The sequence below is a fragment of the Pseudomonas sp. BF-RE-22 genome (genome assembly GCF_019956155.1).
Taxonomy (GTDB): domain Bacteria; phylum Pseudomonadota; class Gammaproteobacteria; order Pseudomonadales; family Pseudomonadaceae; genus Aquipseudomonas; species Aquipseudomonas migulae.
The window spans coordinates 50,650-65,075 of sequence record NZ_JAHBDD010000026.1 but is presented as its reverse complement, the minus strand read 5'-3'; the positions used below and the strand labels follow the sequence as shown (position 1 = coordinate 65,075).

Here is a 14,426-nt window from a genome sequence, read left to right as displayed (position 1 = left end):
CATCCCGAACTCAGCAGTGAAACGATGCATCGCCGATGGTAGTGTGGGGTTTCCCCATGTGAGAGTAGGTCATCGTCAAGATTAAATTCCGAAACCCCAATTGCGAAAGCAGTTGGGGTTTTGTTTTAGTAGAAGTCACCAATTTTGCTGGCACGTTACAACGTAACGGGCTGGTCACAGAATTTCTTGACGACCATAGAGCATTGGAACCACCTGATCCCATCCCGAACTCAGCAGTGAAACGATGCATCGCCGATGGTAGTGTGGGGTTTCCCCATGTGAGAGTAGGTCATCGTCAAGATTGAATTCCGAAACCCCTGTCTGCTAACGCAGACAGGGGTTTTGTCGTTTCGGGCTCGCTAATATCCCGATAGGCCGCCTTCAAGAAACAAAAAAAGCCAGCCCCTGAATATCAAGGGCTGGCTTTTTTGTATGCCGAGTATTTAGAACTGATAGCTCACTGTGGCGGTTTTCGATCAGTTGCCCACCTGGCGCACAAATTGATTGAGCACATCGCTCAAAGCTCCGGCGGCAACGTTGTAGCGCTGGCTGCTGACTGCCGCTCCAACGTCACCCACCATCGGGTGCGGTAGCGCAGTTGCACGGGCAAGGTCTGCGGAAGGATGGCCAGCAGCTTGTCGGTGTCCTCCAACCGGAAGACACCGGACAGCCGCAAGTCGGCGATATCTGTTGCGCACGTCAGATAACCAAGGCGGTAGCGCCCGACCTCCTGCAGGAAATCGCCAAGACGCATGTTGCGGGTGACGATCAGACCGTCGACCCAGGCGCCGACATCCATGGCCTGCGGTGGTGCCAAACGTGTCCGCTGATGATCAATCACATAGTTCTGACCGGCCTGCACCTGAATCGGCATGCCATCGGCAGGCAGTGGTGAATGGATCGCGACCATGCCGCTGGTCACGCTGAGCCGCGTGCAGTCCGCTTCCTGGCGAAGGATGAAACGTGCGGCGACGCCCTCATACACACCGTGGCGACTGTGCACGCGTAGCGGTCGATCCAGTGAAGATCCTTCATCGGCCCCGCCGCACGTCACGATGATTTCGCCACGGGTCAGTTTGATCCGACGCTGGTGCGCGGTGTAGTTCAGATCCACTGAGCTGGCGGTGTTCAGTTCCAGTCGCGTGCCATCCGGCAGCTGGAAACCACGGCGCTCGCCCGTAGCGGTGGCGAAATCCGCGGTCCACTGTTGCCAGCCCGTTAGATCCCTGCCCAGCCATGCTGCCGATCCCATCAACAACGCACCCGACAACAGTTTCAAGGCCTGGCGCCTGCCCAGTCCTTGAGCACTGTTTTCCAGCGTGTTGAAGGCGACGTGGGCACCGGGTACCGCATGCAGATTGTTGCTGAGTTCGGCGTGCAGCGACTGCACCCGTTGCCAGGCCAGTTCGTGCTCCTGATGTTCTGCCCGCCAGACATCGCATTGCTGGCGCAGCCTGGAATTGCTCGCGTTGTTTCGCAAGCGCAGCAGCCAGTGGATGGCTTGTTTGACCACCTGTTGATGAGGTTCGCCACGCCGACCCAGTGCCGAATTATCCACAGGCATCATGTTGGGTTCCGCAGCAGGTAGCAGTGATAGAGCGAATCAGCGACATAGCGCTCCACCGAACGTTGAGAGTGAGCCCTTCGGCTGCATTAGCCCGAACGTCACAAATGATAATTACTCGCATTGTTGTCAAGGGACGGGGAATTTGCAACTGCCGCTCGAACAACCGTCATCACACCAATGCTACTCAAGCGCTCTAGCACGCCGTTCGGCGGGTATCTGACGGAAATACCGGTCATTTCGTACATGCCCCTAAGATTTATCCCGCCTGTGCCGACAGACTGGTGAGACATGCGTGCACCAAAGTAGAGCGGCCTTAGAGCCGCTTGAGCTGTACATGGAATGTTGCAACCCGGAACGCATCCCCACTTTCTGCATAGAAGCCCTATGAAATGAATCTCAAGTTCAGCCATAAAATCCTGTTGGCCGCCTCCGGCGTCGTGGTGCTGGCTTTTGCGTTGTTCACTTTGTACAACGACTATCTGCAGCGAAATACCATTCGGCAAAACCTCGAATCCTCCGTTCAACAAGCCGGCGACCTGACCGCCAGCAGCGTGCAGAACTGGATGAGCGGCCGCGTGCTGGTGCTGGAAAACCTCGCGCAAAACGTCGCTCATCAAGGCGCCAATGCCGATCTGCCGGGGCTGGTTGATCAGCCGGCCTTCACCTCCAACTTCCAGTTCACGTACGTCGGCCAGACTAATGGCGTGTTCACTCAGCGCCCAGACGCGAAGATGCCGGATGGCTACGATCCGCGTCAGCGTCCCTGGTACAAGCAAGCGGTTGTCGCTGACAAAACCATGCTGACCCCGCCTTACATGGCGGCCGTCGGTGGGTTGGTCGTGACCATCGCCATGCCGGTGAAAAAGAATGGCGAGTTGCTTGGCGTGGTCGGCGGTGACCTGAGCCTGGAAACCCTGGTGAAGATCATCAACTCGGTGGACTTCGGCGGCATTGGCCATGCGTTTCTGGTCAGTGCCGACGGCCAGGTGATCGTCAGCCCGGACAAAGACCAGGTCATGAAGAACCTGAAGGACATCTACCCCAACGCCGGCCTGCGCATCGAGAAGGGCAATCAGCAAGTCACCCTGAACAACCAGGAACGCATCCTCTCGTTCACCCCGGTCAACGGTTTGCCGAATGCTGCGTGGTACATCGGTCTGTCGATCGATAAGGACAAGGCCTACGCACCATTGAGCCAATTCCGCACCTCGGCGTTGATCGCGATGTTTATCGCTGTCACCGTCATTGCGGTGCTGCTGACCCTGCTGATCAACGTGCTGATGCGCCCGTTGACCACCATGGGTCGTGCGATGCAGGACATCGCCCAGGGCGAAGGCGACCTGACCCGTCGACTGTCCGTGGAAAGCAAAGATGAATTCGGCGAACTCGGCGGCTCCTTCAACCAGTTCGTGGAGCGAATTCACGCGTCGATTTCCGAAGTGTCCTCGGCAACCCGGCAGGTCCATGACCTGTCGCAACGGGTGATGGCTTCGTCCAACGCGTCGATCGTCGGTTCCGACGAACAAAGTGCGCGCACCAACAGCGTGGCGGCGGCGATTAACCAGTTGGGCGCCGCCACCCAGGAAATCGCCCGCAACGCCGCCGACGCTTCGCAGCATGCAAGCGGCGCGAGCGAGCAGGCCGATGACGGTCGTCAGGTGGTGGAAAAAACCATTCTGGCCATGACCGAGCTGTCGCAGAAAATCAGCCTGTCGTGCACGCAGATCGAAACCCTGAACGCGAGCACCGACAACATCGGGCACATTCTCGATGTGATCAAAGGCATCTCCCAGCAGACCAACTTGTTGGCGCTCAACGCCGCCATTGAAGCGGCACGCGCCGGTGAAGCCGGTCGTGGTTTTGCGGTGGTGGCGGACGAGGTACGCAACCTGGCGCATCGCACGCAGGAGTCGGCCGAGGAGATTCACAAGATGATCACGTCGCTGCAGGTCGGCTCGCGTGAAGCGGTGACCACCATGAACGCCAGTCAGGTCTCCAGCGAAGAGAGCGTTGAAGTGGCAAACCAGGCGGGTCTGCGTCTGGTCAGCGTGACGAAGCGCATTGGCGAAATCGACGGGATGAACCAGTCGGTGGCGGCAGCGACCGAGGAGCAGACGGCGGTGGTGGAAACCCTCAACGTCGACGTTAACCAGATCAATCTGCTGAATCAGCAGAGCGTGGCCAACCTCAATGAAACGCTGAAGGATTGCGATGCATTGTCGTTGCAGGCGAATCGGTTAAAGCAGTTGGTTGATAGCTTCAAGATCTGATTCAGGTCAGATCACCGCGTTATCGTTCTTCGCGAGCAAGCTTCGCTCCTACAGGTTACTCGATACCTTGTAGGAGCGAGGCTTGCCCGCGAAGAGGACTGGCGCCTCACCGAAAAAAGTGTGTCCTACGCAAACAGCTTCAACACATTATTCATCGCATCATCGGCAAACCCCTGCACAAAATCCTTGAACCCCGGCAGTGCCTCGGCGCCACCCTGAGCCGGCTCGGCGTTGATGGTCCAGGTCGCTCGGGACTTGCCTTCACCCAGCACCTCAACCGTCATCGCCGCCCACAAATTGGCCACGCCCAAGGTGTTGTAGATCGTGGTCCAGGTCATGCTCCGCGCCTGGTCATCCCGCGAATTGAGTTGCTCGACCACCAGGTTGCCGTCCTTGAAGAATTTCTTGCGCAGCGATGACACGCCTTCGCCGGTCGTCTCGATGTGCGACAACGCCGGGATGAATTGATCGAAGCCGGCAAAGTTGCCGACCACCGCCCAGACTTTTTCGGCCTGCGCCGGCACGTCCACCGAAGACACGACGAGGCAGCCTTGCGGGTTTTTGATCAGGGTATCGGGTTGCAGGTTTTTCATGGTTTTGCTCCGCTTGAGTGATTCAGATGAAGTTGATTTCTTTGAGGTAGTCGCAGCCGCGACGCAGCAGCGCCGGGGATTTTTCCGGGTAGTGCGCGCCCATCTGCCGCACGCCGGCCTGAGCGTTGTCATGGCCGATCATCGAGATGTCGCCGATGTCTTCTTCGAAGCCGTTGAGGTAAAAACCGAGCACGCCGAACAGCGCGTTGTCACTGTCGACCCGGCCCAGTTGCTGCTGCCAGTCGGAGACGCTGACCATGGAGAATTCCCGACCCGCCTCACGAAAGGACGCGACGTAATCGTCCCAACTCAGCGGCTCGGGGTTGTGCAGGTTGAACACCGCTTTTTCCGCTGAATATCGGCTGGCGTGGAAGGCGATGAAACGGGCGAGAAAGTCCACCGGCATCAGGTCGAAATTCAACGCGAATTCCGGCACCTGGCCGAGCTGGATCGAGCCTTTGAGCATCAGCATCAAGCGGTTTTTGTGCGGCTGGCAGACGCCGCTCAGGCTGTTGAAACTGATGTTGCCGGGGCGGTACAGATTGACCCGAACCCCGCGCTCCCGAGCCCTTTCCAGGATCCGTTCACCGACCCACTTGGACAGGTTGTAGCCATTCTTGATGTAGATCGGCGGGGTCTGCGCGGCGGGCAGTTCGAGCACCCGGCCATCAGCGGAAATCGTGCTCGAAGCCGACAGCGTTGAGACGAAATTGAAGATTTTTTTACTGCGTCCTTCGCACAGGCGCAGGCACTCGAAGATAGGTTCGACGTTGTCCCGCGCCAGCGACTCGTAATCCAGCACGTGATTGACGTTGGCGGCGTTGTGCACCAGCGCGCCATACTCGCGATCCAGGCGCTCATAAACATCCACCGCAAGCCCCAGCGAGGGCTGTGTGATGTCCGCCGCGTAAACCCGCACCCGGCTCAAATCCAGATGCTCCAGACGGTTTTCCCGCAATGCGTGGGCGAAGCGTTCCGCCGCCGTTTGCCCGCTGCCATCGCGCACCAGACACGCCACTTCGCTGGCGCCCCATGCCAACAACGCCTCGACAATATGCACACCGACAAAACTGTTGGCGCCGGTGACGATCACTTTGTGTACATCGCCCATGCGACTGACGGGCAGCGGCTCGATATCCAGCTCGCGGAAGGCATCCGCCATGGCCTGTTCGCTGAGCACTTCCTCTGTGCCGGAGCCGCGCACCAGTGTCGCCAGTTTCGCGATGGTCGGCAGTTCGATGAAGCGGTTGATCGAGATGCTGCGACCGAACTCTTCACGCAGGCGCAACAGCATGCGCGACAGCAGGATCGAATGGCCGCCCAAATTGAAGAAACTTTCGTCGGTGGAAATGTCGCTGGCCGGCAGCTCCAGCAGCTCGGCCCAGATCTCCAGCAGCAGCGCTTCATCGGCACTGGCCGGCAAGCGTCGCTCGGTGTTTTCGGCGATGCTGACGGGCAGCTCCAGCAGGGCCTTACGATCGACCTTGCCGTTGCTGGCAAACGGCATGCTCGCCAGTTCGGTCCAGGCGGTGGGCTGCATGTAGTCCGGCAGAAACTGGGTGGCGTGCGCCTTCAGCGCTTCACGCGCCGCGCCGGGCAGCGCTTCTTGAGGCTGGGCGAGGAACGCCAGAATCCGCCGTTGGTTGTCGATGACCACGGCCACCTGGCGATACAGCTGACTGTCGCGCAGGCAACGTTCGATCTCCTCCGGCTCGACCCGAAAGCCGCGAATCTTTACCTGATTGTCCCGGCGGCCGCACAGCTCGATGCCAGCGTCGGTCCACTTCGCCATGTCGCCGGTGCGGTAGGCCCGCAGGTGCTCACCGCTCGGCAGGCTCACGTTCAAATAGCGCTCGGCGGTCTGTTGCGGATTGTTCAGATAGCCCAGGCAGACACCGGGCCCGACGATGTACAACTCGCCGACGGTCTGTTCGCCCACCGGCTGAAAATCCTCGTCGAGGATCAGCACCTGACTGTTGGCAATAGGCGCACCGAGGGTGCGATTGCTGTCGCCGGCGCGCAGTTGCCGCGCGGTGATCAGCACCGTCGCTTCGGTCGGGCCATAGAGGTTGTAGAGGTTGCCCTGGCGGGTGAGCTGCTCAATGACATAGGGCTCGCACACGTCGCCACCGGTCATCACGTGATCCAGCACCTGCAACTGCTCCAGCGGCAGAATGCTCAACAAGGCTGGCGGCAGAAACGCGTGGCTCAAGCGTTGGTGGCGGATCAGTTCCACCAGTTGCAGCGGATCACGGCGTTGATCGTCGCTGGGCACGATCAGCTCGGCGCCCTGCAACAGGGTCGGGAAAATATCGATCAGCGACGAGTCGAAACTCAACGATGAAAACTGCAACGCCCGGCTCTGCTCCGTCAGTTGCACATAGTCGGCGTACCACGCGGTGAAGTGCGCGAGGTTGGCCTGGCTGAGCAACACGCCTTTGGGATGGCCGGTGGTGCCGGAGGTGTAGAGCGCCATGCACGGCGCATCGAGGTCCGGGCGCTGGCGCATCAATGGTTGGTCGAGATCCACGCTGTCGATGTCGATTGCGCTGATGTCCAGGCTGAGCATCTCGGATGCAAGAGGATGCTCCCCGTCATGCAGCAGCAACACGGCACCGGCATTCGACAGAATGTAGTGCTGACGTTGCAGCGGATGGCTCGGCTCCAGCGGCAGATACACCGCGCCGCTGCCGAGAATCGCCAGAATCCCCGCATACAACGCACTGCATTTCGGCAGGCAAATGCCGATCACCCTCGGCCCGTCGAGTTGTTCGAGCATTGGCTGCAAACGCTGCTGGATGGCGCGGCTGTGAGCATGCAGTTGGCGATAGCTGAGGGACGTGCCGGCAAGGTTCAGCGCCGGTCTTTCGGCGGACTGCATGAAGCGCTGCTCAAGCCGCTCGATCATCGGCACTTGCGCGAGTTGCAGCAACCGAGGATCAGCGGTGGAATTGAGCCGATGGACGAAGGCCAGGTGCTCCAGGAACCGCAGGCTTTCTAGCCGCTCGAAATGCACCGGGGTCGCTGGCTCGGCCAGTAGAAAATAGTCGGCGTCCCGCGAGAAACGACTGACCAGCAACGCTACGTGGTCCACCAGCTCCGCCACCGCCCGCACACGCAATGCCTGGCCGTTGCCCGAAGGCTCGTCGGCAATCGGCACGCGCGTGAGCAGCGTCGAACCGTGCAGGCATAGCAAGTCCAACGGCACAAGGCCTGAAGTCTGCGGCTCGCCGATGCCCAGTTGCAGCGTCAGTCGCGATGTCGCGCCGAAGTCCTCTAACGGCAGGCTTGTGTCGTCGATCAGCAAATCGAACGGTCCCGTCGCAGGCTGATCAACTGCCTCAAGCCGCATCAGTGAATGACCGTGTTGTTCGAGCTCCAGCGCCAGGTCGGTCAGGGCCTGGCTCTGCCCGATGAGCAGAATGTCGAGACGTCTCATGATGTGCTCCTCGTTAAACCAGGTAGTCGCTCAGGGCTTCTTGAACGCACGGCGAATCGAGCAGCGAACTGCTGCGGAAAAACCGCACGATGTTGGCGACCAACGGGTGATGGCGGTTGATCGGGAAGGCCAGTCCCGACACCTCGCGCTTGAGTGCGGCGCGCGCGGCTTCGCTGATCTGCAAGGAATCGATCAGGCGGAAGTCGAACGACTTCTGAATGTCGTTGGTCAGGTAATGGCCGATGAACACCGGCAAAATCTGCGCGATGCATTGGCGGTCTTCTTCGCTTGCGGTGTGCCAGTAGATGCGCACCAACCGCGCCCAGAAGCCGGAGTGACGACCCTCGTCGAGCAGATGGTCAGCCATCAATCCCTTGATCGATTGCTTGACCGTGTCGTCCTTGGCAAACGCCGCCACGTCGCCGGTGACGGTGTTCTCGGCGATGGCCACGCAGATCAATTCCACGGCACTGCGCAGGTGTTCCGGTGCGAGTGCCACGGCGGCCGGAATCGCCCGGCTCAGTTCGATTTCATCCGGCAGGCCGATGGGCGTGATGCCCGTCATGGCGACGGTTTGCTGCATGAAATCCATTGCGACCAGCGCGTGATAATCCTCGTCCACCACCACGGTCATGGCGTCGTACCGGCAGGCAAACGGGAAGGTCACGGCAAAGCGGTTCTTGGCGATGCTACGCGCGGTTTTGTCGACGATCTCGGTTTCGAAAATCACCACGTCGTTGATGAATTTGTAGAGCGTCTGCACCAGGGCGAAATCCCGTTGCTCCGGGCATTCGCGCAGAAAGGTTTCGCTCAATACCAGCGGTTGGCGACTGAGCGGGTAGATCAGCTTTTCGTCGTTCTCCAGCACGCGGCGCGGTCGGGTGCGGATGGTCGCGCGGCTTTCCCAGGCGTCGGCGAAGGATTGGTAGTCGGCGGCGTTCATGCGTTCACCTCCGCCAACGGCTCGCTCATGCTCAGACGCAGGCCGTCCCACAGGGCAATGCGGCTTTCCACGGCGGCGAGGGCGCTGGCGTAGACGTCTTCTTCGCGTTGCGGATCGCCATTGACCAATCTCGCGAGGAGTTTTTCCGCTGCCGGGCCGTGGTCTTCGGAATCGACTTCGATGTGCCGTTCCAGGTAGTAACGAAAGGTCGGCGCCTGCTCGATGCCGATGCCCCAATCGTCGAGAATCCGCTGGAACATCTGCGGAATCACGCTCTCGCGACCGTGCAAAAATGCCGCTGCAACACTGTGGCCGGGTGCATGCAGCGCGGTGTGCAAGGTGTGGCGCACGAACTGCGCAGCGGCCGGGTCAACGTCCACGCTCTGCAATGCCACGTCATAACTCACGCCTTCTTGCTGCAGCGCCACGAAGCGTTCGATGACGGCCGTGCTGGCCCCCACTTCGCGCATCGCATCGAGGTACAACTCGAAATGGCTGTAATGGCCGTGGGCCGGACGATCATCGGACTCTTCACCAAGCACGATCTCGTTGATCAGGCGCGCCGCCTGCGGATCGCTCGGCGGCAGCCAGGGCAACTGAACGCAGGTCAGCTCCTGTTGCAGGCGCTTGGTCAGCGACATGAAATCCCATACCGCAAACACATGGGATTCCATGAAACGTTGAAGTACCGAAAGCGAATGTATTTCAGAGAAAATCGGGTGCGCGCTAAGTTCTGCTTTCTTCTGATTAAGACGGTCTTTAGTCGATTTCATGGCGAGCCTATAAGTGGTCCGGAGTGAGGTGTGATCAATAAGTAATGAGTGATTTAAAAAGTCTGATGGCGAGCGGATGCCTCAAATGAATTGATCGGTATTAGTTGCATATAAGCCTTATGGCTAAGGGGTTGCAGCCAGTAGCCAGTAGTGGCGGAGAAAAACTAATACACGAATAAAGTGCTGGGCAAGTTATTTTTATACTATTTTAAAGTTTAACTTTTTCGAGCGTGACAAGTTCCAATAAGACTTTTTGAATAAGTTTTATTTGGGCGTAGTTGCTCCTTTCGGCTTATATAAGTCGAAATCGAAATAAAGAGTGAATGCCTCACTCGAAGCAACTTTCTAAGGGTGATCGTTAGTGTGATTTGAGGGGTGGAAGTTGGCCGGGACGCCGATGCTTCCTTTCCCGTGGCAAGACTCCTTCCTTAGGTTCTTGATGCGGGGACTGCGCCGCTCATGCGGTGCGTCGCCCGTTTGTTATTCGTTGGCAGCCCAAGAGTGAGCGTAAATCAAGGCAGCCGCTATCACCGACGCGTCATAGGGTCAGTGCAAGGGGCGGGTTTGGCAGAAAGGATGTGCAGGCGCGGCAAGCGCGGGCGAGCAGGTCGACCTGCTCGCGCCGTTGCCGGGGTGATTTATTTCGAGGTTTTTCTGCTTTGCGCTTCAGGGCTTTCGAGATAGCGGGTGATGACCTCGACACCTCGGTTGAGGTGATGTTCGAGCAGCTTCACCGAACGCTCGATGTCGCGGTCTTCCACCGCCCGCAGCAGCGCACGGTGATCTTCCTGGGACAGTTTGCCCAGGCCCATGGCTTCCAGGTTGAAGCGCAGGAAGCGTTCCTCTTCGTTCAGTCCGTCTTCGACCAGCCTCAAGAGCCGACGGTTAGGCGCCTTGCAATACATCGACATGTGGAACAGGCGGTTCAGCCGGCCGATTTCGGTGTAATCGTGTTCCGTTTCCAGTTCGTCGATGTAGCGGGCGGCCTGCTCGAAGTCTTCGTTGGTGAGCAAAGGGATCGACAGGCGCAGGGCTTCGGACTCCAGAAGGATGCGCAATGCGTAAGTCTCGACGGCGTCGCCCTGAACCAGTGGCGCGACCACCGCACCTTTGTGGGCGACCACGTTAAGCAGTGCATGGGCTTCGAGCTGGCGCAAGGCTTCACGGACCGGCATGCGGCTGACACCAAACAGGTCGGCCAGGTCTTGTTGGCGAAGGGCCGTGCCGCAAGGAATGCGACCATCGAGAATGGCGGCACGCAGGGTCTCTTCGATGACCGAGCGGGCCAAATGCGCGGGAATCGGCCCGTTGACCTTGATACTGCTGAGAGGGTTGGGCTTCTGTGTCACTACAACGCACCCTGAATGACTGAGATAATTTGGATCCAAGAGGACACTAGTGACTGCCTGACAGGTTGTCAAACGCACACAGGGTCACACTTCAAGTTTAGTCGGCCCGCAGTGATCTCACCGTGCCATTGTTATTTAACAGGCTAACCTTCAACATCAATCGATTCCACCTGCCCACCCTGGATGCCTCGCATTGGCGGCACGTTTCGCGATCCCTCGGACCTTGCGCTGGTTGTGCTGCGCGTTGCTGCTGGCCGGTGTCATTTCGGGCGGCCTGCACGCCGACTGGGATTTTTCCCTGATCAGCCGTCGGGCGCAGGCGTTGTACGGACCATTGGGCGAGGGTCAGCAGCGCATCGATGCCTGGCAGCAATTGTTGGCGACGCAGAAGCAACTCAGTGAGCTGGACCAGCTCAATGTGGTCAACCAATTCTTCAACAAACAGATGCGCTATGAAGAGGACATCGACCTGTGGCACGAGGTCGATTATTGGGAAACCCCGATCGAAGCCCTGTGGAAAGGCGCCGGTGATTGCGAAGATTTCGCCATCGCCAAGTATTTCAGCCTGCGCCGCCTCGGCGTTTCCAGTGACAAGTTGCGCATTACTTACGTAAAGGCCCTGAGCCTCAATCGCGCGCACATGGTGCTGACCTACTACGCCAGCCCCGACGCCATGCCGCTGGTGCTCGACAGCCTGATCGATGCGATCAAGCCCGCCAGCCAACGTACCGATCTGTTGCCCGTCTACGCTTTCAATGCCGAAGGCTTGTGGTTGCCGGGTGCCAAGGGCAACAAGAAAGTGGGCGATACCAAGCGGTTGTCCCGTTGGCAGGATGTGTTGAAGAAAATGCAGGCGGAAGGATTCCCGGTCGAAACGATTAACTAGGAGCACGCGCTCAGATGTCTTTGTTCAAACAGCTATTGATCGCTATTTGTCTGTTCCTGGTGGTCGCCTTCACCGGCAGCTTCATGGTCAGCCTCGAGAGCTCGCGCACCCAGTACGTCAACCAGTTGCGCTCCCACGCTCAGGACGCCGCGACGGCGTTGGCGCTGTCGTTGACGCCGAACATCGATGACCCGGCGATGGTCGAGCTGCTGGTCAGCTCGATCTTCGACAGCGGTTACTACGCGAGCATCCGCGTGGTCGATCTGTCGAACGACAAGACGCTGGTCGAACGCAACGGCATCCCGGCGGTCACCAATGTGCCGGACTGGTTCATCAAACTGATCGGCCTGGAACCGGCGGGCGGCGATGCGATTGTCAGCCGTGGCTGGGAGCAGGCTGCGCGGGTCGAAGTGGTCAGCCATCCGATGTTCGCGCTGGCCAAGCTTTGGCAGAGCGCACTGGGCAGTCTCGGCTGGTTGCTGCTTTGCGGCGCGGTGAGTGCGGCGCTGGGGGCGTTGCTGTTGCGTCGGCAATTGAAACCGCTGGACTACATGGTCCAGCAATCCCACGCCATTGCCCGCCGCGAATTCCTCAGCCTGCCGGACCTGCCGCGCACACCTGAATTGCGCCGGGTGGTGCAGGCCATGAACCAGATGGTCGAGAAGCTCAAGGCGTTGTTCCAGGAGCAGGCCGAACGCAGTGAAAAACTGCGCGCCGAGTCCTATCAGGACAACCTGACCGGGTTGGCCAACCGGCGCTATTTCGAGATGCAATTGAACGCGCGGGTGAGCAATCCGGAGCAGGCGAGTTCGGGTTATTTGCTGCTGCTACGGGTCAAGGACCTCGCCGGGCTGAATCAGCGTCTGGGCGGTCAACACACCGATGATTTGTTGATCGCGGTCGGCGAGCAACTGTCCCGCGAGTGCGCCAAATACCCCGAAACACTGAACCTTGTCACGCGGATCCGTGGTGGTGAATTTGCCGTGCTGGCGCCGGGATTGCTGCGCGCAGAAGCGCTGCAACTGGCGCAAAACCTCGACAGCGCCTTGGTCACCCTGCATGCGACCGGCGCCACCGACGTGGCCGCCGTGGCTTTCATCGGGCTGGCGCCGTTTGTGTATGGCGATGCCCCGCAAGCGGTGCTCGGGCTGGCGGATCAGGCACTGGCGCAGGCCGAAGGCCAGGGCGATTCCCGATGGGTGTGCCTGGACCGCGCAACGTCGACCCCTGTCGGCGATGATCATCATGCCTGGCACAGCTTGCTCGATCTGGCGCTGAGTCAGCAGCGCTTCGAGCTGTATTTCCAGCCGGTGGTGGCCAGTCAGGACACGACGCGGGTGCTGCATTACAAAGTGCTTTCACGCCTGATCGACGAGCAGGGCCAGGCGATCCCCGCCGGCCGGTTCTTGCCGTGGCTTGAGCGTTTCGGCTGGGCCGCGCGCCTGGACCGCCTGATGCTGGAGCGGGTGCTCGAGCAGATGGCCGACCATGAAGCGTCGTTGGCGCTGAACCTGTCCTCGGCGACGCTGGCCAATCCGCAGGCGCTGAGTCAACTCTTCGATATTTTGCGTGCGCATTCCAGTTTGGGGTCGCGGCTGACGCTGGAAATCGGTGAGGAACAACTGCCAGAGCAGGCTGAGCTGGAAGAGCTGACACGGCGCCTACGTGAACTCGGCTTCTCGTTGAGCCTGCAACACTTTGGCGGGCGCTTCAGCATGATCGGCAACCTGGCACGGCTCGGGTTGGCGTATTTGAAGATCGACGGCGTTTACATCCGCGCGATTGATCAGGAGAGCGACAAGCGTTTGTTCATCGAGGCGATTCAGCGGGCGGCGCACAGCATCGACTTGCCGTTGATTGCCGAGCGGGTCGAGACGGATGGGGAGCTGGCGGTGATTCGCGAGATGGGGATTTACGGTGTGCAGGGGCAGTTGATTGGTGAGCCCAAGCCCTGGCAGTGATCAGATCTGAAGATCACCATCGCGAACAACCCGGTAAACATTGTAGGAGCCGGCTTGCCGGCGATGGCGTCAGCACAGAAAACGACAAAGGTTGGATCAGATCAACCCCGAATCATCCTCATCCACCAGATTACTCAACCCACCCAACGCTTCCCGGGCCTGTGACCGGTCCATCAGTTTGGCCTGTGCGGCGGCCGGCAGGTCGGTGACGCGGATCACGCCCTTATCGGTCAGCACCTGAATCAGGTCGTCGAGTACCCGGATCATGTCCAGGTCACTTTGTCTCAATTGCTTGAGTTGTTTGATTTGCTGAAGTTGCTTGTGGCTGGTCGCCATGACTTCGCTGGCAAACCAGGCTTGAAGATCGGGATGGTCGGCCGGGAGTATTTCGGTAGACCCGGCATAGGCCTCGGTTTCCACGCGCATCAGTTGGCCGTCTGCATTGCGTTGCACGTAGAACATAGAGCATCCCTCATGAATGACCCGCATAGGTCTGTCAGCAGCATAGCCAACGGAGCGGTGGCTGGATGTCAAACCGTGGCAAAACATGCTTATGAACTAAGTAACTAATTGATTTAAAAGATATATACGAAACAACTAAACGTCTATTCGTTAATTGCCTGGGTAAATGGTCCGCTTATTGCT

Annotated in this window: 10 protein-coding genes and 1 rRNA gene; 4 read left to right on the top strand and 7 right to left on the bottom strand. The window is 59.1% G+C overall.

Annotation, left to right across the window (positions count from 1 at the left end; all coding sequences use genetic code 11):
- The first annotated feature begins 185 nt into the window (after positions 1–185).
- Positions 186–301 (top strand): 5S ribosomal RNA (gene rrf / locus KGA82_RS15395).
- Positions 302–517: 216 nt separating this feature from the next.
- Here the strand turns inward: rrf and KGA82_RS15390 are convergent.
- On the bottom strand, positions 518–1,564 hold the full coding sequence (locus KGA82_RS15390) for a FecR domain-containing protein (protein WP_223451086.1): 1,047 nt from the start codon (positions 1,562–1,564) through the stop codon (positions 518–520).
- Positions 1,565–1,956: 392 nt separating this feature from the next.
- Here KGA82_RS15390 and KGA82_RS15385 point away from each other — a divergent pair, with 392 nt between their 5' ends.
- Positions 1,957–3,837 carry a methyl-accepting chemotaxis protein gene (locus KGA82_RS15385; RefSeq protein WP_008024479.1) on the top strand — a complete coding sequence of 627 codons (1,881 nt, stop codon included), beginning with the start codon at positions 1,957–1,959 and terminating at the stop codon, positions 3,835–3,837.
- Positions 3,838–3,962: 125 nt separating this feature from the next.
- Here KGA82_RS15385 and KGA82_RS15380 read toward each other — a convergent pair whose 3' ends face one another.
- The 5 genes from KGA82_RS15380 to KGA82_RS15360 all read right to left on the bottom strand — a co-directional run bounded on the left by KGA82_RS15380 (position 3,963) and on the right by KGA82_RS15360 (position 10,934).
- Positions 3,963–4,430 carry an SRPBCC family protein gene (locus KGA82_RS15380; RefSeq protein WP_223451084.1) on the bottom strand — a complete coding sequence of 156 codons (468 nt, stop codon included), beginning with the start codon at positions 4,428–4,430 and terminating at the stop codon, positions 3,963–3,965.
- A gap of 22 nt (positions 4,431–4,452) precedes the next feature.
- The gene (locus KGA82_RS15375) at positions 4,453–7,869 is read right to left on the bottom strand and encodes a non-ribosomal peptide synthetase (RefSeq protein ID WP_223451082.1); all 3,417 of its coding nucleotides are present in this window, start codon (positions 7,867–7,869) and stop codon (positions 4,453–4,455) included.
- Between the two features lie 13 nt (positions 7,870–7,882).
- Positions 7,883–8,812 carry a diiron oxygenase gene (locus tag KGA82_RS15370; RefSeq protein WP_223451080.1) on the bottom strand — a complete coding sequence of 310 codons (930 nt, stop codon included), beginning with the start codon at positions 8,810–8,812 and terminating at the stop codon, positions 7,883–7,885.
- Positions 8,809–9,585 (bottom strand): DUF3050 domain-containing protein, encoded by a 777-nt coding sequence (locus tag KGA82_RS15365; protein WP_008039599.1) that lies wholly within the window; start codon positions 9,583–9,585, stop codon positions 8,809–8,811. Before KGA82_RS15365 ends, KGA82_RS15370 begins: the two co-directional genes overlap by 4 nt.
- Positions 9,586–10,223: 638 nt before the next feature.
- Complete coding sequence (locus KGA82_RS15360; RefSeq protein ID WP_008039600.1) at positions 10,224–10,934, bottom strand: GntR family transcriptional regulator; 711 nt, start codon at positions 10,932–10,934, stop codon at positions 10,224–10,226.
- Positions 10,935–11,127: 193 nt separating this feature from the next.
- Between KGA82_RS15360 and lapG the strand changes: the two genes are divergently transcribed.
- Together lapG and lapD are read left to right on the top strand one after the other, a co-directional pair.
- Positions 11,128–11,820, top strand: coding sequence for a cysteine protease LapG (lapG, locus tag KGA82_RS15355; RefSeq protein ID WP_192226605.1), 693 nt, complete (start codon positions 11,128–11,130; stop codon positions 11,818–11,820).
- Between the two features lie 14 nt (positions 11,821–11,834).
- Positions 11,835–13,781: a cyclic di-GMP receptor LapD gene (gene lapD, locus KGA82_RS15350; protein ID WP_223451078.1), complete on the top strand. Its 1,947-nt coding sequence runs from the start codon at positions 11,835–11,837 to the stop codon at positions 13,779–13,781.
- Positions 13,782–13,877: 96 nt separating this feature from the next.
- On the opposite strand, the gene KGA82_RS15345 is transcribed toward lapD, so the two are convergent.
- Positions 13,878–14,243: a tryptophan synthase subunit beta gene (locus KGA82_RS15345; protein WP_192226609.1), complete on the bottom strand. Its 366-nt coding sequence runs from the start codon at positions 14,241–14,243 to the stop codon at positions 13,878–13,880.
- Between the last annotated feature and the right edge of the window lie 183 nt (positions 14,244–14,426).

Bases quoted from the DNA above. Each gene is read 5' to 3' on its own strand.
- KGA82_RS15390 (WP_223451086.1), bottom strand. From the start codon at position 1,564: ATGCCTGTGGATAATTCGGCACTGGGTCGGCGTGGCGAACCTCATCAA.
- KGA82_RS15385 (WP_008024479.1), top strand. From the start codon at position 1,957: ATGAATCTCAAGTTCAGCCATAAAATCCTGTTGGCCGCCTCCGGCGTC.
- KGA82_RS15380 (WP_223451084.1), bottom strand. From the start codon at position 4,430: ATGAAAAACCTGCAACCCGATACCCTGATCAAAAACCCGCAAGGCTGC.
- KGA82_RS15375 (WP_223451082.1), bottom strand. From the start codon at position 7,869: ATGAGACGTCTCGACATTCTGCTCATCGGGCAGAGCCAGGCCCTGACC.
- KGA82_RS15370 (WP_223451080.1), bottom strand. From the start codon at position 8,812: ATGAACGCCGCCGACTACCAATCCTTCGCCGACGCCTGGGAAAGCCGC.
- KGA82_RS15365 (WP_008039599.1), bottom strand. From the start codon at position 9,585: ATGAAATCGACTAAAGACCGTCTTAATCAGAAGAAAGCAGAACTTAGC.
- lapD (WP_223451078.1), top strand. From the start codon at position 11,835: ATGTCTTTGTTCAAACAGCTATTGATCGCTATTTGTCTGTTCCTGGTG.
- KGA82_RS15345 (WP_192226609.1), bottom strand. From the start codon at position 14,243: ATGTTCTACGTGCAACGCAATGCAGACGGCCAACTGATGCGCGTGGAA.